Consider the following 26,289-nt stretch of genomic DNA (forward strand, 5'->3'; position numbering starts at 1 on the left):
TTTTTTGAATTGACATCAAAAGAGTGGGAAAATAGAGTGGCTTATTTAGGCCCAACAGGCACGTTTACGTATTTAGCTACGCAAGAGTTATTTCCAAACGAATGGCTTATTCCTTACAAAACAATTCCAGAGTGCATTGAAGCGGTCGCATCCAATCAAGTGGATTTAGCAGTAGTACCTGTAGAAAATGCGCTTGAGGGATCTGTACCGTTAACGATTGACTATTTATATCATGAAGCGGATTTATATGTAGTTGGAGAAGTTTTATCTCCAATTGCACAACATTTAATGGTAAATCCAAAATTTGCTGATCATTGGGAAGGTATTGAGGGTATATATTCACACCCTCATGCACTTGCTCAATGTCATAAATATTTGTACTACAGATTTAGAGGAATTCAGTTAAATCCAACGACATCGACGGCAGCGGCAGCACAGTATATAGCTGAAAACCCCGATCAATGTATTGCTGCAATTGGTAACAGTTCGGCAGCAGAAACTTATGGCTTAAAAATTGTTCAAGATAATATTCATGATTTCCATTTTAATCATACACGCTTTTTTGTTTTATCTAGAACCAATCAACGGATTGAAAGAGATCATCGTGATGAACAGATAAAAACAACGGTAATGATTACATTACCTAATGACCGTTCAGGAGCATTACATCAAGTACTATCCGTATTTGCATGGCGTCAAATCAACTTAAGTAAAATCGAGTCAAGGCCGTTAAAAACAGGACTGGGTGACTATTTCTTTATCGTTGACGTGTTAGAAGATGAAAATGCACCAATGATGAGAGGTGCGATGGATGAGCTATCTGCATTAGGATGCTCAGTGAAATCACTCGGCACTTATTATACATACCAAAATAGCCATGACTGATATACGAGAAAAAACTCTTAGCATCTTTGCTAAGAGTTTTTTTGTATGCTGGTATTTAATTTGTCGTAATTAAAAAGCCTTTCGATTGTAATTGCTGTATAGCAAAATCTATTTTTTCTTCAGAGGAAGCAGAAATAAGATGGATATGAATTCCTTCTGTTAATTCCAATAGAAGATTCGAATTTGTATCGGCAAGCTTTTGCATAAATTGTTGAACGTCATGACGACTAGAGACCATAATGGAAGCGGTAATCTCTCCATATACGGCATGTTCTACAGTAACGTTTTTCACTGTGACTCCCGCATCGACAAATATATTTAATTCTTCTTCTGTATCGGCAGATGTATGACGACATGCAATCTGACGTTCACTGCAGTTTGTATCTTCATTAGAAGTAAATAGTATATACCCTTGGCTTGTCGCCATAATCGGTATGTTACGTGCTTTTAATAAGGCCATATCACTGACAATTACTTGTCTCGAAACGCTGGTGCGTTTAGCAAGTTCAGTACCGGTAATTGGTTGTCCCTCTTGCTTTAACATGTCTAAAAGAATATCTCTACGTTCTTCTCCTAATAATTTTTTCATCTAAATCACCTCGAATACAAGCATAAATTGCCCTTCTCAACTCATAGTGTAACATGAAAGGCACTCACTGAAATATAAAATCGGGTGACCAATTGTGAAAGCTTTTCATATGATAGAAAGACGGAAGGAGGAAAAAAATGCGCACTCATACGGTCCAAAAAGGCGATACTTTATGGAAAATCGCAAGACAGTATGGCATTTCTTTTGAAGATTTGAAACGCTTAAATGCTCATTTGGCGAATCCGGATTATATCGTACCGGGTATGGAAATTTTCTTGCCTGCTGTACCAAAGAAGGAAGCGCCGAATCACTCACATAAGGAGCACCCAGTGAAAGAAGCACCAATACATCAGCCAGTAAAAGAAGCACCGATACACCATCCGGTGAAAGAGGCACCGATACACCATCCAGTGAAAGAGGCACCGAAACATCACCCGGTGAAAGAAGCACCAAAACACCAACCGGTGAAGGAAGCACCAAAACATTATCCTGTAAAAGAAGCACCAAAACATGTACCAGTAAAAGAAGCGCCGAAACATGTCCCAGTAAAAGAAGCACCTATTGTAGAGCCGGCACCAATTCCACATATGCATCCACATGTGCAACAACGTCCAGTCAAAACACGTATAGAGTTTGTTGAACAACATGAGGAGGAAATAATTATTCAACCGTTAGTAGAAACTAAACCAACAAAACCTATACAAACAAGCCCATCAGGGGAGATGCCACCAAGTCCACCACCACCAATTCCGCCAATGGGAATGCAGCCATGTCCACCGGAAATGCCGTCATGGCCACAGATGGGGATGCCACCATGTCCACCGGAAATGCCGTCATGGCCACAGATGGGGATGCCATCGTGTCCGCCGTCAGGAATGCCGCAGTGGGGTGGTGCAGAACAAATGCCGATGCCAATGCCAATGCCAATGCCGCAAGTACCAAATTGGCAAAATCAACAGCCTTGGCCACCAATGGGAATGCAACCAAGCCCACCGATGGGAATGCAACCAAGCCCACCGATGGGAATGCAGCCAAGTCCACCGATGGGAATGCAGCCAAGTCCACCGATGGGAATGCAGCCAAGTCCACCATCCGGAATGCCACCAAGTCCCCCATCAGGTTGGCAAATGCCTGAATCAACTAGAGATTGTGGATTTGATGAGTCTCCATTTATGGGACATCATCATGGTCCGCTACAACCAATGCAGCCGCAATGGCAACAACCAATGCAACCAGAATGGCAGCAACCAATGCAGCCACAGTGGCAACAATCAATGCAACCGCAGTGGCCGGTTCAGGGACAACAATGGCAGCAACCTGACATGATGATGCCAAGTATGCCAATGCAATTCTATCCAACGCCAATGCCGATGCCGATGCCAACGCCAATGCCAATGCCAATGCCAAATTGGAATACTTCTCCGTGCGGTTGTCAGCAACCACAACCACAACCGTACCCGCAGCCGAGAACCTCTGTAGACTATAATTGATGTGAATCAAAGCGGTATTTTCAGGAGGGTTAAGCCAAACGTTTGGCAATGGACTATTAATGGGCATAATTATTCGATTAAACGCTACACGAATAAAGGGACGGCTGACAAGGTTCGTATTGTTCATCAACAATTAAAAAAGGCTAAATTTCCGAATATATTACCGGTTATTGCAAGTGATGATCCTACTGCTATTGTGCAACCGTGGGCATCTAATGTGCGAGCGGTAAAATTTAATCGTATGGAAGAACGTACTAAGACGTTAGAATTATTATATAAATTACATGCAACAAATAGTGACATTAATTGGCCTGAGTTTGGGGTATTTTTGCCACAATATGATTTACAGTTAAAATGGCAGGATCGTTTATCAAAATTCAAGGCTAAAAAAGAACAAATAGCCCAGTTTTTGGGCGTCCCAGCTGTAGATCAGCTTATTATTTATGCGGAACAAGCTTTAAAAAGTATGCAACTAGTAAAAAATAAAAAAACAACAATTTTGCATGGAGATGTTGTGCATCATAATTTTCTAATGACGGAGAAAGGCAAGGTGTATTTGATTGATTTTGATTTAGCAGCAGTTGGTCATGCTGAAGATGAAATCATCATGTGGATGCATCGTGTACTTCCTCATGTAGATTATAATTTGCCTAAACTTTTAGAGGAGCAGCCACTTTTGCAGGGATTTCCGAAAGAACAATTACTGGCGATTCGTTATCCTAATGAGCTGTTAAGAGAATGGTTATATGTTGATGTCATTGCTACACAGCGCAAAGCGGCTTTCATCGAAGAACTTGTGGCATTTACGAATGTGGCGCTCTCATCTTGGCCAAAATTATGGTATGATAGTGGAAGTCTGGAATAGAATAGGTGTTTGTCTTTTTTGAGAAAAGAAAATGACAAATAAAGCTTCAGATAGGTCGTTTAGGCGATCTATCTTTTTCTACTGCCATTTGGACAAAGGTCCGACATCCTAATGTAACAAATAATATGCTATAATCATAGCGTTGAATATAAGGGGAATTGCCATGTATGACTACATAATTGGACAAGTAACAAGAGTTACTCCAGAATATATTGTCATGGAGCAGCAAGGGATTGGCTGGCAATTATATACGCCAAATCCGTTTGCGTTTCATGTTCAAGAGGAATCACTGCAAGTCTATACGCATCATCACGTAAGAGAAGATGCACATCTACTATTTGCTTTTAAATCGTTAGAGCAACGTGAACTATTCCGCAAACTGATACAAGTATCAGGTATTGGACCTAAAGGAGCAATGGCCATTTTAGCAAGTGGCAACCCATCTCAAGTTATTCAAGCAATTGAGCAAGAAGATGAAGTTTTCCTTGTAAAGTTCCCGGGTGTCGGAAAGAAAACTGCTCGCCAAATGATTCTAGATTTAAAAGGAAAACTAGATGCTTTACTTGAAAATGTTGAGTTACCAAGTGGAGAAGATGAATTGCCGCTATTCGGAGTGAATCCGAATAAACATGAATTAGAGGAAGCTTTACTAGCGTTAACGGCATTGGGATATTCGGAGCGTGAGTTAACGAAAATTCGACCGCAACTTGATGAAGATAATCAACTTTCATCAACTGACGCCTATATGAAGAAAGCCTTACAACTATTATTAAAACAAAAATAAAAGAAAGGAGGAATAGTTATGGACGAGCGTGTTGTATCGAGTGAAGTATCCAATTTTGATGAACAATTTGAACAGTCATTAAGACCTCAAAATTTGGTTCAGTATATAGGTCAGCAAAAAGTAAAAGACAATTTGAAGATATTTATCGAAGCAGCGAGAATGAGGGAAGAAAGTCTTGATCATGTGCTTTTATACGGACCTCCAGGGCTCGGTAAAACGACTTTAGCGGCTGTTATTGCTAATGAGATGAATGTCCAAATTCGCATGACGAGCGGACCAGCAATTGAGCGTCCAGGAGATTTAGCTGCAATCGTCAGTTCTCTTGAGCCAGGGGATGTCCTATTTATCGATGAAATTCATCGTCTACCCCGAGCGATTGAGGAAGTATTGTACCCCGCAATGGAAGACTTTTGTTTAGATATTGTCGTAGGGAAAGGTCCTGCAGCGCGCTCTGTTCGACTTGACTTACCTCCTTTTACATTAGTAGGAGCAACTACAAGGGCAGGCGCATTATCAGCTCCCCTTCGAGATCGCTTCGGCGTGTTGTTAAGATTGGAATATTATGACGAGCTTTCATTAACAGAAATTGTTTGTAGAAGTGCTGTGCTATTTGATGTGAACATTGATAAAATAGCAGCAAGAGAAATTGCTCGCCGGTCCCGTGGGACACCCCGTGTCGCAAACCGATTACTAAAAAGAGTTAGAGACTATGCTCAAGTTATTGGAGACGGGGATATTACACTAGAAATGGCACAAGCTGCACTAGAGTTGTTACAAGTCGATCCGTTAGGTTTAGATCATATCGATCACAAATTAATTTCTACGATGATTGAACGTTTCCGAGGCGGTCCTGTTGGTTTAGATACGATTGCAGCAAGTATTGGGGAAGAATCAATGACAATTGAAGATGTCTATGAGCCCTATTTAATGCAGATTGGTTTCATCCAGCGAACACCAAGAGGACGCTTAGCGACTACATTAGCTTATGAGCATTTTGGCTATCCATTGCCATCACAAACATAAAACAAAAGGAAGTTAACAATGAAATTAGAAGACTTTGATTTTGAATTACCAGAAGAGTTAATCGCACAAACACCACTAGAAGACCGCACCTCAAGCCGTTTAATGGTAGTAGATCGTGATTCAGGTGAAGTGACACATCATACTTTCCGTGATATTATCGAAGAACTACACGAAGGTGATTGCCTTGTCTTAAATGATACACGTGTATTACCTGCACGTTTAATGGGTGTGAAAGAAGAAACAGGCGCGCATGTTGAAATATTACTATTAAAACAAACGTCAAATGAAGATGAATGGGAAACGCTAGTGAAACCTGCAAAACGTGTGAAAGTAGGAACTGAAATTACTTTCGGTGAAGGCCTGCTAAAAGCGACGTGTACAGGTGAGTTAGATCATGGTGGAAGACTATTTAAATTCAACTACGAAGGAATCTTCTATGAAATCTTAGACCAACTTGGAGAAATGCCTCTACCACCATATATTCGTGAAAAATTAGATGATCAAGATCGTTATCAAACGGTTTTTGCGAAAGAACGTGGTTCAGCAGCGGCTCCTACAGCAGGTTTACACTTCACAACAGACTTATTAGATGAAATTCGTGCAAAAGGTGTTAAAGTTGCTTTCTTAACATTGCATGTTGGATTAGGAACATTCCGTCCTGTTAATGTTGAGACAATAGAAACACATGCAATGCACTCTGAATTTTATAATCTAACAGAAGAAACAGCAACTATTATCAATGATACAAAAAGAAATGGTGGTCGTGTAATTGCAGTAGGTACAACATCTACTCGTACACTTGAAACAATAGCAGAACGCCATGATGGTAACATTGTAGCTGATAGTGGTTGGACTTCGATTTTCATCTACCCAGGTTTTGAATACAAATCAATTGATGGTTTAATCACAAACTTCCATTTACCAAAATCAACGCTAGTTATGTTAGTAAGTGCATTAACAACCCGTGAAATAATATTAAATGCTTACAATATCGCAGTACAAGAACGCTATCGCTTTTTTAGCTTTGGCGATGCGATGTTTATCCGTCCAAAAGCAAAGAAAGGAAATTAATCAATGTCTCAAGCAATCAGATATGAGCTAATTAAAACAGATAAGCAAACAGGCGCACGCCTTGGTATCGTGCATACTCCGCACGGTTCATTCGAGACACCAGCATTTATGCCGGTAGGTACTCAAGCTTCTGTTAAAACAATGTCTCCAGAAGAAGTAAAAGATATGGGAGCAGGAATTATTTTAAGCAATACGTACCATCTATGGCTTCGTCCAGGTCACGAAATTGTTCGTGAAGCAGGAGGTCTCCATAAATTTATGAACTGGGATCGTCCAATTTTGACAGATTCGGGTGGCTTCCAAGTATTTAGCTTAAGCCATATTCGTAAAATTGAAGAAGAAGGCGTTCATTTCCGTAATCACTTAAATGGTGATAAACTATTCTTAAGCCCTGAAAAAGCGATGGAAATTCAAAATGCACTGGGCGCAGATATTATGATGGCATTTGATGAATGTCCTCCGTTCCCAGCTACTTTTGAATATATGAAAGCTAGTGTGGAACGTACTTCTCGCTGGGCAGAGCGTTGTTTAGAAGCTCATGCCCGTCCACAAGACCAAGGTCTATTTGGTATCGTCCAGGGTGGAGAATTTGAAGAGCTACGTAAGCAATCTGCAAAGGATCTTGTATCTATGGATTTCCCGGGCTACGCTATCGGTGGTCTATCAGTAGGGGAACCAAAAGATATCATGAACCGTATGCTTGAATATACAACACCGTTATTACCGGCAGAAAAACCTCGTTATTTAATGGGAGTAGGTTCTCCTGACTCATTAATCGATGGTGCAATTCGCGGAATTGACATGTTTGACTGCGTATTACCAACACGTATTGCTCGTAATGGTACATGCATGACAAGCGAAGGTCGATTAGTGATCAAAAATGCGAAATTCGCAAGAGACTTTGGTCCACTTGATCCGAACTGTGATTGCTACACTTGTCGCAATTATTCACGTGCGTATATTCGTCACTTGTTGAAAGCGGAAGAAACATTTGGAATCCGATTAACTTCTTATCATAATTTATATTTCTTGCAAGATTTAATGAGAAACGTAAGACAAGCGATCCGTGAAGATCGACTTGGTGATTTCCGAGAAGAGTTTTTTGAAGCATATGGTTTCAACAAACCAAATGCAAAAAATTTCTGATTCTTGTATACTATTGAAAGAAATAGAAAGGGGGATTTTATTCAATGGAATTTTTAACAGGTATTGGCCCGATTATTCTTATGTTTGGTGTGATGTATTTACTATTAATCCGTCCAGCACAAAAACAACGTAAGAAAACATCTCAAATGCAAAATAGTTTATCACGTGGCAATCAAATCGTGACAATCGGTGGATTGCACGGTGAAGTTGACGCAGTTGACGATACAACAGTTGTCATCAAAGTTGCTGATGGCACAAAACTTCGTTTCGAGCGCGCGGCTGTAGGTCGCATCGTTGAAGATGCAACTAACTAATAAATGCGTTCAAAAGGACTATTCCACACTTATGTTGTGGAGTAGTCTTTTTTTATACACAATATTTAAATAAGTATGTAACTGAAATTTGTAATAAGAGATTTTAAAGATAGTATAGAACAATTAATTTTTTTAAATTAACTAGACGATAGTTTAAAAAGTAACATTTTAGATACTAATGTTTTTTGTATAAATCGTTCAATCTTACACATTCTATATTAAAAAAGGAGTCGTGTATGAACGATTTATTGATTATCGGATTTCGTACCGTCTTTTTATATTTTGTTATTTTGATTATTTTTCGCCTCATGGGGAAACGAGAGGTTGGCGAGCTAAGCATGATTGATCTCGTCATATTCGTACTCATCGCTGAAGTTGCAGCATTTGCTATTGATGATCCGCAACGTAAGTTATTTGAATCTGTTCTGCCGATGATTATGCTGCTCGTTATCCAAGTTGTTTTGTCATTTATAACTTTAAAAAATAAAAAGATTCGTGATTTAATTGATGGTGGCCCGGTTACGATTATTCGAGATGGCGTTATTATGGAAAAGGAAATGAGGAGGTTGCGATATAATCTAAATGATTTATTCCAACAGTTAAGAGAACAGCAGGTAGGATCTGTTCAGCAAGTTGCTTACGCATTTTTAGAGCCATCTGGTAATCTTTCTGTTTTCGTAAAAAATGAGGACACCCCTGTTCTACCATATATTGTTGATGGGGAAGTACAAAATCGCAATCTCCAGTTAACACAAAGAACGGAAGAATGGTTAAGGGAAAAACTATTAGAGCAAGGTATTACTGACATTACGGAAATATTTTATTGCTGTTTTGAGGAGAATGAATTGCACATACAAAAAAAGGAAGCGGCATCATAGCCGTTTCCTAATTGTTCTTGTTAAATACATAAAGTCACGCCATCTAATTTGATTGAAAAGCATTAAAAGTACAGAAAGTATACCTAAGGTTATAGCACTATTCCAGATAACAGAAAGACCTGCAGTAGGCATTAGAATGGTACGAAATACTACTACGAAAATGAATATGCCATATGGGACGACAAATAATCGGAAGCCGGTATGCAAATATTTCTTCTGACGAATAGTTGCGATATGTAAAAAGGATGTGACGAGAACGCCGAAACCAATCGCAATGACCGCACCTTTTTCCTGTAAACCTGATTGAGAAGCAAGGACGAACATAATAAACAATTTACCAATACCGCCATACACAGCATTCATCATAGCTGCATTCGCCTCATCTACTGCTTGTAAAATTGAATTTAGTGGACTTTGAATATAATAAAAGAAAAAGACAGGAGATAATAATTTCACATAGCCACGATTTTCTTGTAGGTGAAAAAGTTTCATCGCAAGTTCATCACCGTGAATGAAAAAATATGTAGCCGCAAAACAGCCTACAAGCGTCGATAATCGAAGTGAAATTTGGACACGATCTTTTAATAACCGGTGATTGCCACGAGCAACAGCATCACTTACAGCAGGAATGAGCACAACTGATAGAGCAAATGGTACAAAAGCTGGGAATAATAATAATGGAACAAGTACACCAGAAATGACCCCATATAATTTTGTTGCAACGACGGTTGTCATTCCGGCTAAGGTTAGCGCCTTTAAAAAGATAATGGGCTCTAAAAACCATGTAAATGTACCAAAAATTTTACTACCAGTTGAAGGAAGAGCTACTTTTAATATTGGATTTGGTGGATAATACTCTTTTGATGGCTGTAGAACATCAGAACGCTTTACTTTTCGATAATGCCAATACAGATAGAGGAAAGCGACGGCTTCAGCAATTGCTGTAATGACCATAGCAAACCCTGCAGTTAGTGCTGGCTCTTCTACATTTACACCATAAGGTAATAAAAAAGTAATAAGAATAATACGGATAACCTGTTCCATTGTTTGAGACCAAGCCGTTTCAGCAATGCGTGCTAGTCCTTGAAAGAAAGATTTGAGCAGTGCGGATGCTGCGGCAACTGGAACCGTTGCCAAGCCAACATATAAAATAAGCATGGTCTGTCCGTCATGAAGTAAATTGTTGGACAAATACGGAATGAAAAGCATTATCAAAGGAAATAAGATAATACCTGCAAGAAAGGTCAATAAAGTAGCTGTTCTCATTACAGCACTTAATTGTTCTTTCTTTTTTTTCGCGTGCAGTTCAGCGATGATTTTCGCTACAGCAATTGGAATGCCGAGTTGGACTAGGGATAGGAAGAAAATAAAAGCCGGATATGCAGCCATATATGTGCCGACTGCCTCTTCGCCCGCAACCCTCATAAATTGCATTCGATACAAGAAACCCAAGAGCTTAGATAAGAACACAGCACCCATTAATAAAAAAGTGCCATGAAAAAAAGAAGTCAATACTATCCCTTCCTTCTCAATTCAAGAAAATTCGTATACAATTATCCTATGCAAGAACAGAAGCGGATAAAACTACCATAAAGGAAGTGAAATGATGGCAATCGAGTACGAGGCTTTATTTCAAAAGTTTTTACCAGCTTTAATTAGTAAAAGAAATGAATTTATCATGCAAGGTTTTAAAACGGTAACAGTGGAGGATATATGGGATGTATGTGTAAAAAAGAAATGGCGCAAGCGCAATATTCAGACATTGCGTCCTTATGAAATGGTTGAGGATTTATTTTCTTTAAGTACTGCACAATATATGACCTATACTCAAATCGAAGAATCAAAGACATCTAATTGGTTCTCAGAATTAAATCAAGACGAATTACAACTGCTATTACATGGGAATGGTAGTGAAGAACCTTAAATAAAAGTAAGAAAAGTTTTAAATAAATAATAAAAGGGTCAATTTGACAGTGGAGTCTACCTGTTTCATAATAGACCTGTTAAGTTTTAAAATTTGATGTTGTACGAATGAAACAAATTTTTTTACTAAAAAGCATTTTACGATACTTTTTATATCAGTTTTCATAAGGTATGAGCATTTAGTCTCGAAGTTTTTACAAGCTTTATGAATAAATTCGTGTCATAATATAGATTATTAAGTAAAATGTTTTATAAGTCATACCGCTGTATTTGTTTGAGGAGGAAGTTTGAATGAAATTAAGAAGCCGTATCGTTGCTTTTTTACTACTAGTAGTTGTTTTAGGTGCAACGATGAGTACGACTGTTCAAGGAGTCTTGAACAATATTAAACTAGGCCTTGATTTACAAGGTGGTTTTGAAGTTCTTTATCAAGTTGAGCCGTTAAGTGGTGGTCCGGAAATTACAGAAAATGATGTAAAGGATACAGCACAAGCACTATCACGACGTGTAAACGCACTGGGTGTTAGTGAACCGAGCATTCAAATTGAAGGTAAGGACCGCATTCGTGTTCAGTTAGCAGGTGTGGACGATCAAGAATCTGCTCGTGAATTACTTTCAACTGAGGCTAATTTAACATTCCGTGATGTTAACGATAACATCTTGTTAGACGGAAATGATTTGAAACAAGGCGGTGCATCTGGTTCCTTTGACGATAAGAATCGTCCTATTGTTACTTTGAAATTAAAAGATCCAGCAAAATTTGCTGAAGTAACAGGGAAAATTGCAGCTATGGGAGAACCAAATAACTTATTAGTCATTTGGTTAGACTTTGAAGAAGGTAAAGACTCCTACGCAGAAGAAGTTAAAAAGGCAAAACCTAAATTTGTTTCTGCCCCAGGAGTATCGCAAGTCATCAATTCATCAGACGTTCAAATTTCAGGCGCATTTACTGTTCAGGAAACAAAAGATTTATCTGGTATTTTAAATGCTGGTGCATTACCTGTTAAATTAGTTGAGAAATATTCAACTTCAGTAGGAGCACAATTCGGTGACCAAGCGCTGAAAAGTACGGTTTTTGCAAGTCTAGTTGGTATTGGGTTAATCTTTATCTTTATGCTTGTATATTATCGTCTACCAGGATTGGTAGCGAATTTAACATTAGTTGTTTTCACATTTTTAGTACTTGTTATCTTTGACTGGATTAATGCAGTTCTTACGCTACCAGGTATCGCAGCAATTGTACTGGGGGTAGGTATGGCCGTAGATGCCAATATCTTAATGTACGAGCGTATTCGTGAGGAATTACGAGTTGGTAAGTCCATTAAGGCAGCGTTTAACTCAGGTTCGAAATCTTCATTCTCAGCTATTTTCGATGCCAATATTACAACGCTTCTTGCGGCAGCTGTATTATTTATCTTCGGGACAAGCTCTGTTAAAGGTTTCGCAACAACATTAATGATTAGTATTTTAGTCAGCTTTATCACAGCTGTTTGGGGAACTCGTATTTTACTAGGCTTACTAGTAAACAGCGGATACTTCGATGGGAAAACAGGTTGGTTTGGCGTAAGTAAAAAGAAAGTACACAAAATTGAAGAAGGCGTAGATACATTAGATTTAACAACACGCTTTGATAAATTAGATTTTGTTCATAATCGTAAAAAATATTACGCAGCTTCGTTAATCTTTATTATTGTAGGGTTTACCATTTTAGGAATCTTCAAGCTGAACTTAGGAATTGATTTCTCAAGTGGTACTCGTGTGGAAGTTAAAGCTGAGCAACAGTTAACGAAAGAAGAAGTTTCTGATTTCATCAAAAAAGCTGGATTTGAATCAGAGGATATTGTAATTTCTGGTGAAAACAAAGACATTGGTGTTATTCGATATAAAGAAGACTTCTCAAAAGAAGAAATTAAAACAGTTAAAGCTGAATTTAAAAAAGAATTTGGTCACGAACCAAGTATTAGCACAGTATCTCCAACAGTTGGACAAGAGTTAGTAAAAAGTGCAATCAAAGCATTATCAATTGCAGCTCTTGGAATCATCATATATGTTGCCTTCCGTTTCGAATGGCGTATGGGTGTAGGTGCGATTGTATCATTACTGCATGACGTATTCTTTATGGTCGCGTTATTTAGTTTCTTCCGTCTCGAAGTAGATATTACATTTATTGCGGCTGTATTAACGATTGTTGGTTATTCAATAAACGATACAATTGTAACGTTTGACCGTATTCGTGAAAACTTACATCGTGTTGGTAAAATTAAAGATTCTGAAGACCTTGCCAACATTGTTAATAAATCGCTTCGTCAAACTTTAGGACGATCTGTAAATACAGTATTAACAGTAATTATTGTGGTAGTTGCATTATTGTTCTTAGGTGCACCTTCAATCCAAAACTTCTCGATTGCATTACTAATCGGGTTAATTACAGGTATGTATTCGTCAATCTTTATCGCAGCTCAAGTTTGGTTCTCGTTGAAAAAACGCCAAATGAAAAAGCAAGGTAATTTAGACGTTGGTAAAAAGAAAAAACAATGGGGCACTGACGAACCAGTCGTATAATTGAATACGAAAATGTTCAGCTCACTTAAACTACTCTGCACTTTAAAAGTGTAGAGTAGTTTTTTTGGATTTATAGCTATAGTTAAAGCTTGTTTTATCAATATCGAAAGTAAATGATTTAATATGTTTGGACATGTAGGCTTAATTATTTCATCGACTAACCTAACAGCTTCTTTGTCTAAAGGTTTTTTTCGTAAGTTAAATTAGGTATAATGAAACGCGTGAGGAAGTGACGTAAATGGTAATGACAACAAAAAGATGGCGAATCGAAAGACCAGATGAAATGCTTGTAAAAACATTTCAAAATGAACTAGGTATACCTGCAATTTCAGCCAAAATATTAGTGGCACGTGGTTTTGATACAGTCGAATCTGCACGTGCTTTTTTAAATATTGACCATCAATCTTTAAACGATCCATTCCTAATGCATGGGATGCAACTAGCGGTCGATCGAATTCATAAAGCAATCAATAACGATGAGAAAATACTTGTTTACGGCGATTACGACGCTGATGGCATAACGAGTACAGCTGTTATGATGACCGTTTTGAGAGACTTAGGTGCAAAAGTAGAGCACAAAATTCCTAATCGATTTACTGATGGGTATGGACCTAGTGAACGATTATTCCGCGAAGCTCATGAGCAAGGTTTTAAGTTAATTATCACAGTTGATAATGGTATTTCAGGTAATCATGAAGTACAAGTGGCAAAAGAGCTTGGTATGGATGTCATTGTGACAGATCACCATGAAATTGGAGAGGAATTGCCCTCAGCCGATGTCATCATTCACCCGAGACATCCAGAAGGGGAGTATCCTTTTGGCGAGCTTGCAGGTGTTGGTGTAGCATTTAAAGTGGCACATGCTTTGTACGGTGAATTTCCAAAACATCTGCTGGAATTTGTAGCCATTGGAACAATAGCTGATTTAGTGCCTTTATTAGATGAAAACCGTTATTTAGTAAAGCAAGGTATTCAAGCCTTGCAGAAATCACCAAGACCTTCGATAAAGGCATTATGTACAGTAGCGGGAACAAAGCAAAATGACATTACAGAAGAGACTATTGGTTTTGGGTTTGGACCAAGATTAAATGCATTAGGACGCCTTGGTGATGCCAATCCTGGTGTGGATTTCTTACTTGAAGAAGACGAGGCAAGTGCAGCGACAATGGCGAGCCTTTTAAATGATAAAAACAAAGAGCGCCAAGGAATTGTTTCAGATATTACTGAGCAAGCAGTTGCTATGGTTGAAAATATAGATGAAATCCGTAATTCACAAGTACTTGTTATAGCCGAAGAAGGCTGGAATCCAGGAGTAGTTGGAATTGTAGCTTCAAGACTTGTAGAAAAATATTATAAGCCGACAATAATATTGTGCATTGATATTGAAAAAGGGATAGCAAAAGGCTCAGCACGTAGTATAGAAGGCTTTAATATGTATCAAGAGCTTGCAAAAAACCGTGACATCTTACCAGCATTCGGTGGGCATCCAATGGCAGCCGGTATGACATTAGCAATGGAAGATGTAGATGAATTGCGAGAACGATTAGATATACAAGCTAGAGAGTGCTTGACAGAAGAAGACCTAATTCCAATTCTTCAAGTAGATATTCCTCTGAAAATAGATGAGATAGATACCGATTCAATTGCAGAAGTAAGAGAATTAGCCCCGTTTGGAATGAGTTTTCCAAAACCCATTTATGGTATTGAAAATGAACACATTCAATCGATGCGAAAAATAGGTGCCAATGAAGATCATTTGAAGATGGAAATTGGCCAACCCGATACTACCATCGATGCAGTTGGATTCCATAAAGGATACCTTGCTGATGAGCTAACATATGGTATAAATGTTTCTTTTGCAGGTGATTTACAAATTAATGAATGGAATGGAAGAAAGAAGCCACAGTTTATGATTTCAGATGTACGTACGGATGAATGGCAGCTATTCGACTTAAGAGGAATACGACAAGTTGCTAGATGGTTGCAAACGATACCTGTAGAGGAATCTACATTTATAGCGTTTAAGCCTGATACAATGCAGTACTATGAATCTTTAATTCCGAAAAAAATAATGCCATACAATGAAAAACTTTCACTAGAACAGGTTAGCCCGTATGTCGTCTTATTAGATATGCCGCAAGATGTTCAAATGTTAGAGGACCTTTTAACGAAAGTGAAACCGACTCGAATATATGCTCATTTTTATATTCCAGATTCGCATTATTTTGATGGTATGCCAACGCGTGAACAATTTGGTTGGTACTATACGTTTTTAAATAAACGACGTGAATTCCATCTGAGACAGCATTTGAATGATTTAGCAAAGCATAAAGGATGGAGTCGTGATATGTTAATTTTCATGACCCAGGTGTTTTTTGAACTTGGATTTGTTACAATAGAAAACGGACTTGCAAAAATTGTAGAAGGTGCTCCTAAAAAACAATTATCAAGTGCAAATGTTTATAAAACACGCGCACAACAAATGGATTTGGAACAGACTTTGTTGTATGCACCATATAAAGATTTAAGACAGTGGTTTGATGCGAGATTATCCGCTCAAACAGTTTCTGAGGAGGAACAGTAATGGATTTAAAACAATATGTAACTATCGTTGAAAACTGGCCGAAAGAGGGCATTTCTTTCAAAGATATTACGACAATTATGGATAATGGAAAAGCATATAAATATGCAACAGATCAAATCGTGGAGTATGCAAAAAAAGTAGGCGCTGAATTAATCGTTGGTCCCGAAGCACGTGGGTTCATTACTGGATGCCCTGTTGCTTATGCTTTAGAAATCGGTTTTGCACCTGTTCGCAAACCAGGTAAATTACCTCGTGAAGTAATTAGTGCTGATTACGGTTTGGAATATGGTAAAGACACATTAACAATGCACAAAGATGCTGTTAAACCTGGTCAAAAAGTATTGATCGTGGATGATTTACTTGCAACTGGTGGAACTGTAGAAGCAGCTATCCAACTTATTGAAGAATTAGGCGGAGAAGTAGTAGGTTGTGCATTCTTAATCGAATTAGAAGAGCTTAACGGCCGTGATAAGATTAAAGGGCATGATATATTTACATTAATGCAATACTAATAAATTGACCTCTTTGTTTTTAACAAAGAGGTTTTTTATCATATAAATGGAGTTATTATGATTGCCAACCGCTTTTGACGCAAATAGCCTTTACAACAAGGCTGTTTTTTTTATACAATAAAAGTTAAATCTAATCGGAAAAATTATGGAATAGGGTGGCTAACATGGCGAAGGATCAAGTGATGACAGTAGAAGACGTTTTTGCAACTCTTTCTTCTTATATGAATACCGAACATGTTGCTTTTGTACAAAAAGCATATGAGGTTGCGAGAGAAGCGCATAAAGAACAGTTTCGAAGCTCGGGGGAGCCTTATATTTTACATCCCATTCAAGTAGCAGGTATTTTAGCTGAACTTCAAATGGATCCAGAAACAGTATCAGCAGGCTTTCTACATGACGTTGTAGAAGATACGCCCGTAACACGTGAAGATCTTGTAGAAGCGTTCAGTGAAGATGTTGCTATGCTTGTGGATGGTGTTACAAAGCTAGGTAAGATTAAATATAAATCGAAAGCAGAACAGCAAGCTGAAAATCATCGCAAAATGTTTGTCGCAATGGCGCAAGATATCCGTGTAATTTTAATTAAATTAGCGGATCGCTTACATAATATGCGTACATTAAAGCATTTACCTGTTGAAAAGCAGCGACGTATTGCAAAAGAAACGCTTGAAATTTTCGCTCCATTAGCTCATCGCTTAGGGATATCAGCTATTAAATGGGAGTTAGAAGATACTGCACTTCGTTATTTAAACCCACAGCAATATTACCGTATCGTTAACTTGATGAAGAAAAAGCGTGTAGAACGTGAAGCTTATTTATCATCTGTTATGGGGGAAATCCATACACAGCTAGATGATATTGAAATTAAGGCTGATCTATCAGGACGACCAAAACATATATATAGCATTTACCGTAAAATGGTTATGCAAAATAAGCAATTTAGTGAAATTTATGATTTGCTTGCTGTCCGTGTGATCGTCGATAGTATAAAAGACTGTTATGCTGTTTTAGGTATAGTGCATACTCTTTGGAAGCCGATGCCTGGTCGGTTTAAAGACTATATCGCAATGCCAAAACAAAACTTATATCAATCGTTGCATACGACAGTAATTGGACCTTACGGTGACCCATTAGAGGTGCAAATTCGTACGATGGACATGCATAATATTGCAGAATACGGGGTTGCTGCACACTGGGCTTATAAAGAAGGTAAGAATATCGATATGAGTAATTCGAATATCGATAGCAAACTAACATGGTTCCGAGAAATTTTAGAGTTCCAAAACGAATCTTCTGATGCAGAAGAATTTATGGAATCATTAAAATTTGATTTATTTTCTGATATGGTCTATGTTTTTTCTCCAAAAGGTGACGTCATGGAATTACCTGCAGGATCTGTACCGATTGACTTTGCGTATCGCGTACACTCTGAAATAGGTAATAAAACTATCGGATCAAAAGTAAATGGAAAAATGGTGCCGCTCGATACACCTTTAAAAACTGGCGATATTATTGAAATCATGACATCAAAGCAATCATTTGGTCCAAGCCGTGATTGGCTGAAAATTGCACAATCTTCACAAGCTAAGCATAAAATCAAACAGTTCTTTAAAAAGCAATTGCGTGAAGATAATGTTGTAAAAGGTCGCGAATTAATTGAAAAGGAAATTAAAGAGCAAAACTTTGATCCTAAGGAAGTCTTAACTACTGAAAACTTTAAACGCGTTTGTGAAAAGATGAATTTTGCCAGCGAAGACGATTTAGTTGCAGCAGTAGGCTTTAATGGTATGACGGCACAACAAGTTGTAAATCGTCTTGCGGAAAAAATTCGTAAACAGCGCGATCATGAAGAAGCGTTAGTTAAAATTAACAAGGAAATGAATTCACCTGAAAAGAGAAAATCTACGGAGTCAGGCGTCGTTGTAAAAGGGTTAGAGAATCTACTAATTCGTCTTTCACGTTGCTGTAGCCCAGTGCCAGGTGATGATATTGTTGGTTTTATCACAAAAGGTCGAGGTGTTTCTGTTCACCGTGCAGATTGTCCAAATGTGCAATCGAACGAAGAACAAGAGCGCTTAATCGATGTTGAATGGGACTCTGCTTTTGCTGATGAGAAGAAAGAGTATTCTGTTGATATCGAAGTATCAGGCTATGATCGTCCAGGCTTATTGAATGAAGTGATGCAAGTTGTGAATGAAGCTAAAACGAATATAAGCGCTGTGAGTGGTAGAGCTGATAGAGATAAACTAGCAACTATTAACTTAACAATTCGTATTCGTGATATTGCTCATTTATATAAAGTTGTAGATCGTATTAAACAAATTCCTGATATTTATTCTGTACAACGTGTGACAAACTAAGATAGGAGTTTTCATTTTGAAGGTAATACTGCAACGTAGTAAAAAAGCAACTGTCACTGTAGATGGACAAGTTACAGGTGCCATTGAGCAAGGATATGTATTGTTAGTTGGACTTACACATGGTGATACAAAAGCCGATGCTGACTATATCGCAAATAAAATTGCGAAAATGCGTCTATGGGAAGATACTGATGGCAAAATGAATCATTCAATTTTAGATCACAGTGGAGCTATTTTATCTGTATCGCAATTTACTTTGTATGCCGATATACGCAAAGGAAATCGTCCTAGCTTTATTGAAGCTGCACGACCTGAGGAAGCAGAGCCTTTGTGGGAGTATTTCAATGAAACACTTCGTAACTTAGGTTTACATGTTGAAACAGGGGTTTTTGGTGCTATGATGGATGTCCAATTAACAAACGATGGACCAGTTACGATAATCATTGAATCAAAATAATAATGGTCATAATATAAGAAATTATTCACTTAGAATATGGGGATGAAAGAATACACATCACATATTTTCTTATTGTGAAAGTAATAAAACCTCGGATTCTCTCATACAATTTTGTATGGAAGCATCCGAGGTTTTTTTCAATTGAATGGATTAGTTAGATTTTGATTCAAAAAACAGCCTTACTCTAGTTTTCTTGCAAAAAACTAATAAGGCTGTTAATGGTTAATAGTTATTGCATTTGGAAGTAATTGTGGATACCTTGTGCAATGCTCCTGCTGACATTATTTTGGTGAGTAGCATTGATAAGTTTACTACGATCCTCAACATTTGAAATAAAGCCGACTTCTAAAAGAATAGAAGGAACAGTCGCCATTCTATTTACATAAAAGACATTCGTTTTAACGCCCCTATTGGTACTACCCATTGTAGGTTGATAAGCGTTATGAACAGCACTTGCTAATTGTCTGCTTCTTGTTGGATATGGATTACCTGAAGCAGCGTAATATGTTTCAGTTCCTTTTGCAGTAGAAGTTGCAGAGTTCATATGGATACTAACAAAAATATCTGCTTTTTTCGTTTTCGCAACATTTACTCGACATTGTAAATCTACTGTTTTATTAGTAGATGAAGAGCAAGCGGAATATTGACCACGTGTTGTATATACGGTATAGCCCATACTCTCAAGATGGCTCTTTGTCTTTAAAGTAAAAGCGTATGTGAGTGCGGCTTCATTGTAGCCTCCGCCACCTGAACCAGGGTCTGAACCGCCGTGCCCAGCATCTAATACAATCGTTTTATTTGATTCAGCAGGAGGATTAGTAGCTGGATTTGTTAATGTTATATAACTATTAGACGTATTATTTGAAACCCAACCTGTTTTTCCAGTAGCATACATTACTTCAACCCATTCATTTGATGGATAAGTTGCATATTGCAGCACCGTATAGTAATCTCCAGCAGAGGCTTCAGACAATATATTTCCTTTTGTATTTGGTTTTGAACGGATATTCAAGTAACCAGATTGTATAACGATATATTCTGTTTTTGAAGGTTTAGTATAAACGACATTATCTTCAGGCGTATCAGTTGGTTCCTCAGGTGTTGGATTTTCGGGCTCTGAAGGGTCCGGTGTCGGTTCAACTTCTGTATCTTCATCTTCTTCATCTGGTTTGTTTGGGTTTGATGTTTGTGAAGTATGTTTTTTTGAACTAATTTTCCCATATACTGACTTGGCAGAAACCCAACCTTTTTTAGTAGTCGTATATTGAATTTGTACCCATGTACCAGATTCCTTTAAAATTTTAAATTCATTACCTTTTTTTACTGTGCCAATAATAGCAGTGCTAGTTGATGAAGAGGCTTTTTCTCGTACATTTAAACTAGCAATTGTAATGTAGTAATATTTCCCAACATTACTAGCTGTATTGGAAGAAGTAGTTGATTTAAACGTTACATAACTTTTAGAAACCCAGCCTGTATATTTGGTTGTTTTAATCTTCACCCAACCACTTTTTTCATCTAAAACTGTGCCTTTTGTGCCTTTTGCTAATTTACCAAGACTTTTATAGCTAACTGCAGCACCGGAGCGAATATTAAGATTACTAACATTTGTCGTTACTGTTTTCGAAGTAGCAGCAGTATTAACTTTTGTAGTTACTTTAGATAAATATTGTGAAGAAACCCAACCTGTCTTCCCGCTGTATTTTACTTTAATCCAAGAGCCTTTAGATGAGATTTTTGTTAATTTTGTGCTCTTTGGAATTAACGTAATTTTTTTTGTACTTGTACTAGGACCTTCACGTAAAGTAAGTTGACTAGCCGTTACTTTATATGATATTGAAGAAGATGCCTCCGTATGTATAGGTTGGTAAAAATATGAGCATATAAGCGTGGTGCAAAGCAAAAAAATACTAAACATTTTAACTAATTTTGTTTTCATGCTAATCCTCCTTTTTATCTATTGTAAAAGGAAATGACATGAAAAATCTATAGTTTTTCAAAATAGTTGACATATTTGTTTGTAGTGGGTAAGATATTTAGTAATCTGAATTTATTTATGATCACCTATGACCGAGCAAGTAACTATATTTTTAAGGCTGATAAGAGAGGAAAAGACGAGGCTGAAATCTTTTCTACAGTACAGTATAGTGAATAACACTCGAGAGGTTTTTCTTCGAAAGGCATTGGCTTATTAGGAGAAAACGGAATCGGCCGTTATCCGACATGAGAGGATTTAGTTATACTAGATCAACTAGGGTGGAACCGCGGAAGCTTATACAGCTCTCGTCCCTTGCATTTATTGCAAGGGGCGAGAGCTTTTTTAGTTTCATCATAGAAAATCGTGAGATAAAGGACAGCGTTTGTCCACAGTTAATCTGAATTTTTGAAAGGAGTAAATGTGATGAATTATAAAGTACCTAGAGGCACTCAAGATATATTACCTGGACAGTCTGAAAAATGGCAAAAGGTTGAGGAAATCATTCGTCAGCTTTGCCAAGTATATAGATATCAAGAAATTCGCACTCCAATTTTCGAGCAGACGGAATTATTCCAACGTAGTGTTGGTGATACGACTGATATCGTGCAAAAAGAAATGTACACATTCAAAGATAGAGGAGATCGTTCTTTAACACTTCGTCCAGAAGGTACAGCGGCTGTTGTACGTTCTTACGTTGAACACAAAATGTTCGGTCAACCTGATCAACCAGTAAAATTATCTTACATTGGTCCTATGTTCCGCTATGAACGCCAACAAGCTGGGCGTTACCGCCAATTTGTCCAATTCGGAGTAGAAGCAATTGGTAGTAAAGATCCTGCGATTGATGCAGAAGTAATTGCACTTGCAATGGATGTGTATGAAACAGCTGGATTGAAAAACTTAAAATTAGTGATTAACTCTTTAGGTGATGCAGATGTTCGTGCAGCTCACCGTGATGCATTAATAAAACATTTCGAACCACATATCGATGATTTCTGTTCAGATTGTCAAAATCGTCTAGAAAAAAATCCATTACGTATTTTAGATTGTAAAGTAGATCGCGAAAATCCTTTAATGGCTACTGCGCCAGCACTAACAGATTACTTAAATGAGGAATCTGCAGCATATTTTGAAGCAGTTAAAAAATACTTAGATGTGTTAGGCATTACCTATGAAGTAGATCCAAACTTAGTACGTGGCTTGGATTATTATAACCACACGACTTTTGAAATTATGAGTACAGCAACGGACCTAGGTGCAATTACTACTTTATGTGGTGGTGGTCGCTATAACGGTTTAGTTGAACAAATCGGTGGTCCAGAATCACCTGGTATTGGATTTGCAATGAGTATCGAACGTCTATTACTTGCGCTTGAAGCAGAAGGACGTTCACTTGATACAGACAATGCACTTGATATGTATATTGTTGCAATGGACGATCAAGCGAAGTTGAAAGCAGTAGAATTAGCAAGTTCATTTAGAGCAAAAGGTATTTCAACTGAGCTTGATTATGCGAGTCGTAAAGTGAAAGCGCAGATGAAATCAGCAGATCGTTTAGGTGCTAAGTGGGTCATCGTACTGGGTGAGTCAGAATTAGAAGAACAAGCTGCTAATGTGAAAAACATGGAATTGGGTAGCCAAGAAAAAGTACCATTCCATGACTTAGTGAACTATTTAACAAAACATAAGGTACAATAATTGGAGGAAATAATCATGGCAAAAAGAACGCATGAATGTGGTATTTTACGTGGCGCTCATGAAGGCGAACGCGTTGTATTAAAAGGATGGGTACAACGTCGTCGCGATTTCGGCGGACTAATTTTCGTTGACCTACGTGATCGTACAGGACTTGTACAAATCGTTTTCAACCCAGAAAATTCTCAAGAAGCACTAGATATTGCGGATTCTCTTCGTAGCGAATTCGTTGTAGAAGTAGAAGGTGCTGTAGCATTACGTGATCCGGAAATGATCAATCCAAACATGGAAACTGGTATGGTTGAAGTTTTAATTGATCAAATAACAATCATTAACAAAGCTAAAACACCACCGTTTGCAATTGAGGATCGCACTGAAGTAAACGAAGATCTTCGTTTAAAATACCGCTACTTAGACTTACGTCGTCCAGTAATGTTCGATACATTCAAACTTCGCTCTGACGTGACAAAAGTAATTCGTAATTTTTTACAAGATGAAGGCTTCCTAGAAGTTGAAACACCAATCTTAACAAAGTCAACTCCAGAAGGCGCACGTGACTATTTAGTTCCTTCACGTGTACATGAAGGTGAATTTTACGCTTTACCACAATCACCACAATTATTTAAACAATTATTAATGGTTGGTGGATTTGAGCGCTACTTCCAAATCGCACGCTGCTTCCGTGATGAAGATTTACGTGCTGATCGTCAACCTGAATTCACTCAAATTGATATGGAAATGAGTTTCATGTCACAAGATGAAATCATCGAATTAAACGAAAAATTAATTCAAAAAGTTATGAAAGAAGTTAAAGGAATTGATATTCCAGCTCCATTCCAACGTATGACTTATAAAGATGCAATGTCTCGTTACGGTTCTGATAAGCCTGATGTTCGCTTTGACTTAGAACTTATTGAATTAAGCGATGTTGTTGCAGGTTGTAACTTTAAAGTATTTGCAAGTACTGTTGAAAACGGAGGCCAAGTAAAAGGTCTTAATATCAAAGGTGCAAACGACAAATACTCTCGTAAAGATCTTGATGAACTAACAAAATTTGTTGGTCGTTACGGTGCGAAAGGTCTTGCGTGGATTAAAGTAACTGAAGAAGGATTAACTGGTCCAATCGGTAAGTTCTTTGATGATGAATTTGGTGAAAAACTTGTTGAACGTATGCAAGCTGAACCAGGTGATACATTAGTATTCGTAGCTGATAAAAAATCAGTTGTTGCTGATTCACTAGGTGCTTTACGTAAAAAACTTGGAAAAGACCTTGGATTAATTGATGAATCTCGTTTTGCATTCCTATGGATTACAGAGTGGCCATTACTTGAATACAGCGAAGATGATGACCGTTACTATGCAGCACATCACCCATTCACTCGTCCATTTGATGAAGATCTTGAAAAAATGGTTACTGAACCGGGTGCAGTTAAAGCACAAGCGTATGACATCGTATTAAATGGCTACGAACTTGGTGGCGGATCATTACGTATTCACGAAAAAGATTTACAAGAAAAAATGTTCAAAACACTTGGTTTCACTGATGAAGAAGCAAAAGAACAATTTGGTTTCTTAATGAATGCGTTTGAGTATGGAACTCCTCCACACGGTGGTTTAGCATTCGGTCTCGACCGTTTCATTATGTTACTGGCTGGTCGTGACAACTTACGTGATACAATTGCATTCCCTAAAACTGCAAGTGCAAGTTGTGTTTTAACAAATGCGCCAAGTACAGTATCATTAGCGCAATTAGATGAGTTAAATATCCGCACAAAAACATTGGCTGACGAGAAGTAAATCTTTTGAATTGTCAGAATTAATATGGTAATATGTATTTAAAGCGAATCCTGATGTGTTCGTTATAAGCTTATCAGTTTTGACCGAACATTTTATCGTTGGGAGTTCACATTTTGAAATGGCGAACATGCCTGTCATGGGACGTTTAAAATTTCGAAGAGAACACCCACCTGCTTATTGCGGGTTCAAAACGATTAGATTTTTAGACGGCACAATCGGGATTCGTTAACTATTAAATCACCCCCCTCTCAAAGAAAATTGAGAGGGGTTTTATTTTACTTTCAAACATTAATTTTCGATTTAAATACTATAAAATTGATTTTATTGTAAAATTTATATAATTATATTAATTCGTTTGAATTATTTTTTCGACTAAGGATATTAAAGTGTGAAATCGATCATTTTTTCATTACTATTGGTATAATATTGGGAAAATAAACATTTTTTTATTTTTTTGTTGGCTTCCATAGAAATAATGGTTTAAAGTGTAAGTAAATAAATTGAAATGAGAAGGTGTATTAATGGAGATGAGTAATCACATAAAAACAGCATTAAAGGTTGAAACGATTATTGATTTAGATACATTATATGATCGAGCATTTAACGTTCTAAAAGAGGCGGTACATAACGGTTCCAAAAACTTTGGTTTGGCTACAGGTGGAACTATGCTTCCTCTTTATGAGCGGATTCGTAATAGTGAACTTGATTTTACTCAGTGTGAAAGTGTTAACTTAGACGAGTATGTCGGACTTCCGAAAGCGCATCCTGAAAGTTATATATCGTTTATGAAACAACAGCTCTTCAATGAAAAGCCATTTAAAAAATCTAATTTACCTAATGGAGAGGCACAAGATCCACATGAAGAAGCTGCTCGTTATGAAGCGCTTTTACAAAAAATGAAGTTAGATTTCCAATTACTTGGAATTGGAGAAAATGGGCATATAGGTTTTAATGAACCTGGCACAGCGTTTGATAGTGAAACACATGTTGTTGAACTTGAAGAATCGACTAGAATAGCAAATGCAAGATTTTTTAATTCTCTAGATGAAGTACCTACTAAGGCAATTACAATGGGTATTTCTTCAATCATGCGTGCAGAACAAATTTTATTAATTGCGGTTGGCGAGAAGAAACGTACTGCTTTAGAAGCGTTGTTAAAAGGTGAAGTGACTGAAGAAATACCAGTAACAATCTTGAAAAAACATCCGAATGTTACTGTGTTAACTGATTTAGTAATCTAAATAGAATGTTTAAATGAAGCTTTCAAGTGAATGGGCGTTGTTTCCTATGGGCTCTTGAAAGTTTTTTGTAAAACGAATATGAAAAAAGTGTAGGTAAGAGTAGTAATTGTTCCTGAAAGAGAATATATTTTAAAT

Annotated in this window: 21 protein-coding genes, 1 other RNA gene and 1 other annotated feature; of the genes, 19 read left to right on the forward strand and 3 right to left on the reverse strand. The window is 37.6% G+C overall.

The annotated features are described in order from the left end of the window. The first annotated feature begins 9 nt into the window (after positions 1-9). The gene (pheA, locus tag MKY02_RS05725) at positions 10-885 is read left to right on the forward strand and encodes a prephenate dehydratase (protein ID WP_038187381.1); all 876 of its coding nucleotides are present in this window, start codon (positions 10-12) and stop codon (positions 883-885) included. A 55-nt stretch (positions 886-940) separates the two neighbouring features. Here the strand turns inward: pheA and MKY02_RS05730 are convergent, their stop codons facing one another. Then, positions 941-1,474, reverse strand: coding sequence for a transcription repressor NadR (locus tag MKY02_RS05730; protein WP_076064916.1), 534 nt, complete (start codon positions 1,472-1,474; stop codon positions 941-943). 137 nt (positions 1,475-1,611) lie between these two features. On the opposite strand from MKY02_RS05730, the gene MKY02_RS05735 reads away from it, so the two are divergent. The 8 genes from MKY02_RS05735 (at position 1,612) to MKY02_RS05770 (ending at position 9,045) form a co-directional block, all read left to right on the forward strand. Then, positions 1,612-2,964, forward strand: coding sequence for a LysM peptidoglycan-binding domain-containing protein (locus MKY02_RS05735; protein WP_340710794.1), 1,353 nt, complete (start codon positions 1,612-1,614; stop codon positions 2,962-2,964). A gap of 1 nt (position 2,965) precedes the next feature. Then, positions 2,966-3,829 (forward strand): phosphotransferase, encoded by an 864-nt coding sequence (locus tag MKY02_RS05740; RefSeq protein WP_083669536.1) that lies wholly within the window; start codon positions 2,966-2,968, stop codon positions 3,827-3,829. 163 nt (positions 3,830-3,992) lie between these two features. Beyond that, on the forward strand, positions 3,993-4,613 hold the full coding sequence (ruvA, locus tag MKY02_RS05745) for a Holliday junction branch migration protein RuvA (protein WP_038187374.1): 621 nt from the start codon (positions 3,993-3,995) through the stop codon (positions 4,611-4,613). Between the two features lie 18 nt (positions 4,614-4,631). Then, the gene (gene ruvB, locus MKY02_RS05750) at positions 4,632-5,636 is read left to right on the forward strand and encodes a Holliday junction branch migration DNA helicase RuvB (RefSeq protein ID WP_038187371.1); all 1,005 of its coding nucleotides are present in this window, start codon (positions 4,632-4,634) and stop codon (positions 5,634-5,636) included. An 18-nt stretch (positions 5,637-5,654) separates the two neighbouring features. Next, on the forward strand, positions 5,655-6,707 hold the full coding sequence (queA, locus tag MKY02_RS05755; RefSeq protein ID WP_038187368.1) for a tRNA preQ1(34) S-adenosylmethionine ribosyltransferase-isomerase QueA: 1,053 nt from the start codon (positions 5,655-5,657) through the stop codon (positions 6,705-6,707). A gap of 3 nt (positions 6,708-6,710) precedes the next feature. Next, positions 6,711-7,853, forward strand: coding sequence for a tRNA guanosine(34) transglycosylase Tgt (gene tgt / locus MKY02_RS05760; RefSeq protein ID WP_038187365.1), 1,143 nt, complete (start codon positions 6,711-6,713; stop codon positions 7,851-7,853). A gap of 44 nt (positions 7,854-7,897) precedes the next feature. Beyond that, positions 7,898-8,167 carry a preprotein translocase subunit YajC gene (gene yajC / locus MKY02_RS05765; protein ID WP_038187362.1) on the forward strand — a complete coding sequence of 90 codons (270 nt, stop codon included), beginning with the start codon at positions 7,898-7,900 and terminating at the stop codon, positions 8,165-8,167. 236 nt (positions 8,168-8,403) lie between these two features. Then, positions 8,404-9,045 (forward strand): DUF421 domain-containing protein, encoded by a 642-nt coding sequence (locus MKY02_RS05770; RefSeq protein WP_038187359.1) that lies wholly within the window; start codon positions 8,404-8,406, stop codon positions 9,043-9,045. Here MKY02_RS05770 and MKY02_RS05775 read toward each other — a convergent pair. Further along, positions 9,040-10,557: a putative polysaccharide biosynthesis protein gene (locus MKY02_RS05775; RefSeq protein WP_038187356.1), complete on the reverse strand. Its 1,518-nt coding sequence runs from the start codon at positions 10,555-10,557 to the stop codon at positions 9,040-9,042. The genes MKY02_RS05770 and MKY02_RS05775 overlap by 6 nt on opposite strands. A 94-nt stretch (positions 10,558-10,651) precedes the next feature. Between MKY02_RS05775 and MKY02_RS05780 the strand changes: the two genes are divergently transcribed. From MKY02_RS05780 to dtd, 6 genes are all read left to right on the forward strand, one after another. Then, positions 10,652-10,969: a post-transcriptional regulator gene (locus tag MKY02_RS05780; RefSeq protein ID WP_038187354.1), complete on the forward strand. Its 318-nt coding sequence runs from the start codon at positions 10,652-10,654 to the stop codon at positions 10,967-10,969. 290 nt (positions 10,970-11,259) lie between these two features. Beyond that, positions 11,260-13,530 carry a protein translocase subunit SecDF gene (gene secDF / locus MKY02_RS05785; RefSeq protein ID WP_038187351.1) on the forward strand — a complete coding sequence of 757 codons (2,271 nt, stop codon included), beginning with the start codon at positions 11,260-11,262 and terminating at the stop codon, positions 13,528-13,530. Positions 13,531-13,768: 238 nt separating this feature from the next. Further along, on the forward strand, positions 13,769-16,114 hold the full coding sequence (gene recJ / locus MKY02_RS05790) for a single-stranded-DNA-specific exonuclease RecJ (protein ID WP_076064914.1): 2,346 nt from the start codon (positions 13,769-13,771) through the stop codon (positions 16,112-16,114). Further along, positions 16,114-16,626: an adenine phosphoribosyltransferase gene (locus tag MKY02_RS05795; protein WP_038187343.1), complete on the forward strand. Its 513-nt coding sequence runs from the start codon at positions 16,114-16,116 to the stop codon at positions 16,624-16,626. The genes recJ and MKY02_RS05795 overlap by 1 nt, the downstream gene beginning before the upstream one ends. 164 nt (positions 16,627-16,790) lie before the next feature. Next, the gene (locus tag MKY02_RS05800) at positions 16,791-18,986 is read left to right on the forward strand and encodes a RelA/SpoT family protein (protein ID WP_038187341.1); all 2,196 of its coding nucleotides are present in this window, start codon (positions 16,791-16,793) and stop codon (positions 18,984-18,986) included. Positions 18,987-19,002: 16 nt separating this feature from the next. Then, on the forward strand, positions 19,003-19,443 hold the full coding sequence (gene dtd / locus MKY02_RS05805) for a D-aminoacyl-tRNA deacylase (protein WP_340710796.1): 441 nt from the start codon (positions 19,003-19,005) through the stop codon (positions 19,441-19,443). A gap of 229 nt (positions 19,444-19,672) precedes the next feature. Here dtd and MKY02_RS05810 read toward each other — a convergent pair whose 3' ends face one another. Further along, on the reverse strand, positions 19,673-21,382 hold the full coding sequence (locus MKY02_RS05810; protein WP_340710797.1) for an SH3 domain-containing protein: 1,710 nt from the start codon (positions 21,380-21,382) through the stop codon (positions 19,673-19,675). Positions 21,383-21,500: 118 nt separating this feature from the next. Then, positions 21,501-21,737 (forward strand) — a binding site (T-box leader). 107 nt (positions 21,738-21,844) lie between these two features. Here MKY02_RS05810 and hisS point away from each other — a divergent pair. From hisS to MKY02_RS05830, 4 genes are all read left to right on the forward strand, one after another. Beyond that, positions 21,845-23,119 carry a histidine--tRNA ligase gene (hisS, locus tag MKY02_RS05815; protein ID WP_076064912.1) on the forward strand — a complete coding sequence of 425 codons (1,275 nt, stop codon included), beginning with the start codon at positions 21,845-21,847 and terminating at the stop codon, positions 23,117-23,119. A gap of 15 nt (positions 23,120-23,134) precedes the next feature. Continuing rightward, a complete protein-coding gene (aspS, locus tag MKY02_RS05820; RefSeq protein WP_038187331.1) occupies positions 23,135-24,913 on the forward strand; it encodes an aspartate--tRNA ligase in 1,779 nt (592 codons plus the stop codon). 44 nt (positions 24,914-24,957) lie between these two features. After that, a non-coding RNA gene (gene ssrS / locus MKY02_RS05825) (6S RNA) lies at positions 24,958-25,139 on the forward strand. Positions 25,140-25,434: 295 nt separating this feature from the next. After that, on the forward strand, positions 25,435-26,154 hold the full coding sequence (locus MKY02_RS05830; protein WP_281489739.1) for a glucosamine-6-phosphate deaminase: 720 nt from the start codon (positions 25,435-25,437) through the stop codon (positions 26,152-26,154). The last annotated feature ends 135 nt before the right edge of the window (positions 26,155-26,289 follow it).

This window comes from Viridibacillus sp. FSL R5-0888, assembly GCF_038009105.1.
In the GTDB taxonomy this organism is placed as follows: domain Bacteria; phylum Bacillota; class Bacilli; order Bacillales_A; family Planococcaceae; genus Viridibacillus; species Viridibacillus arenosi.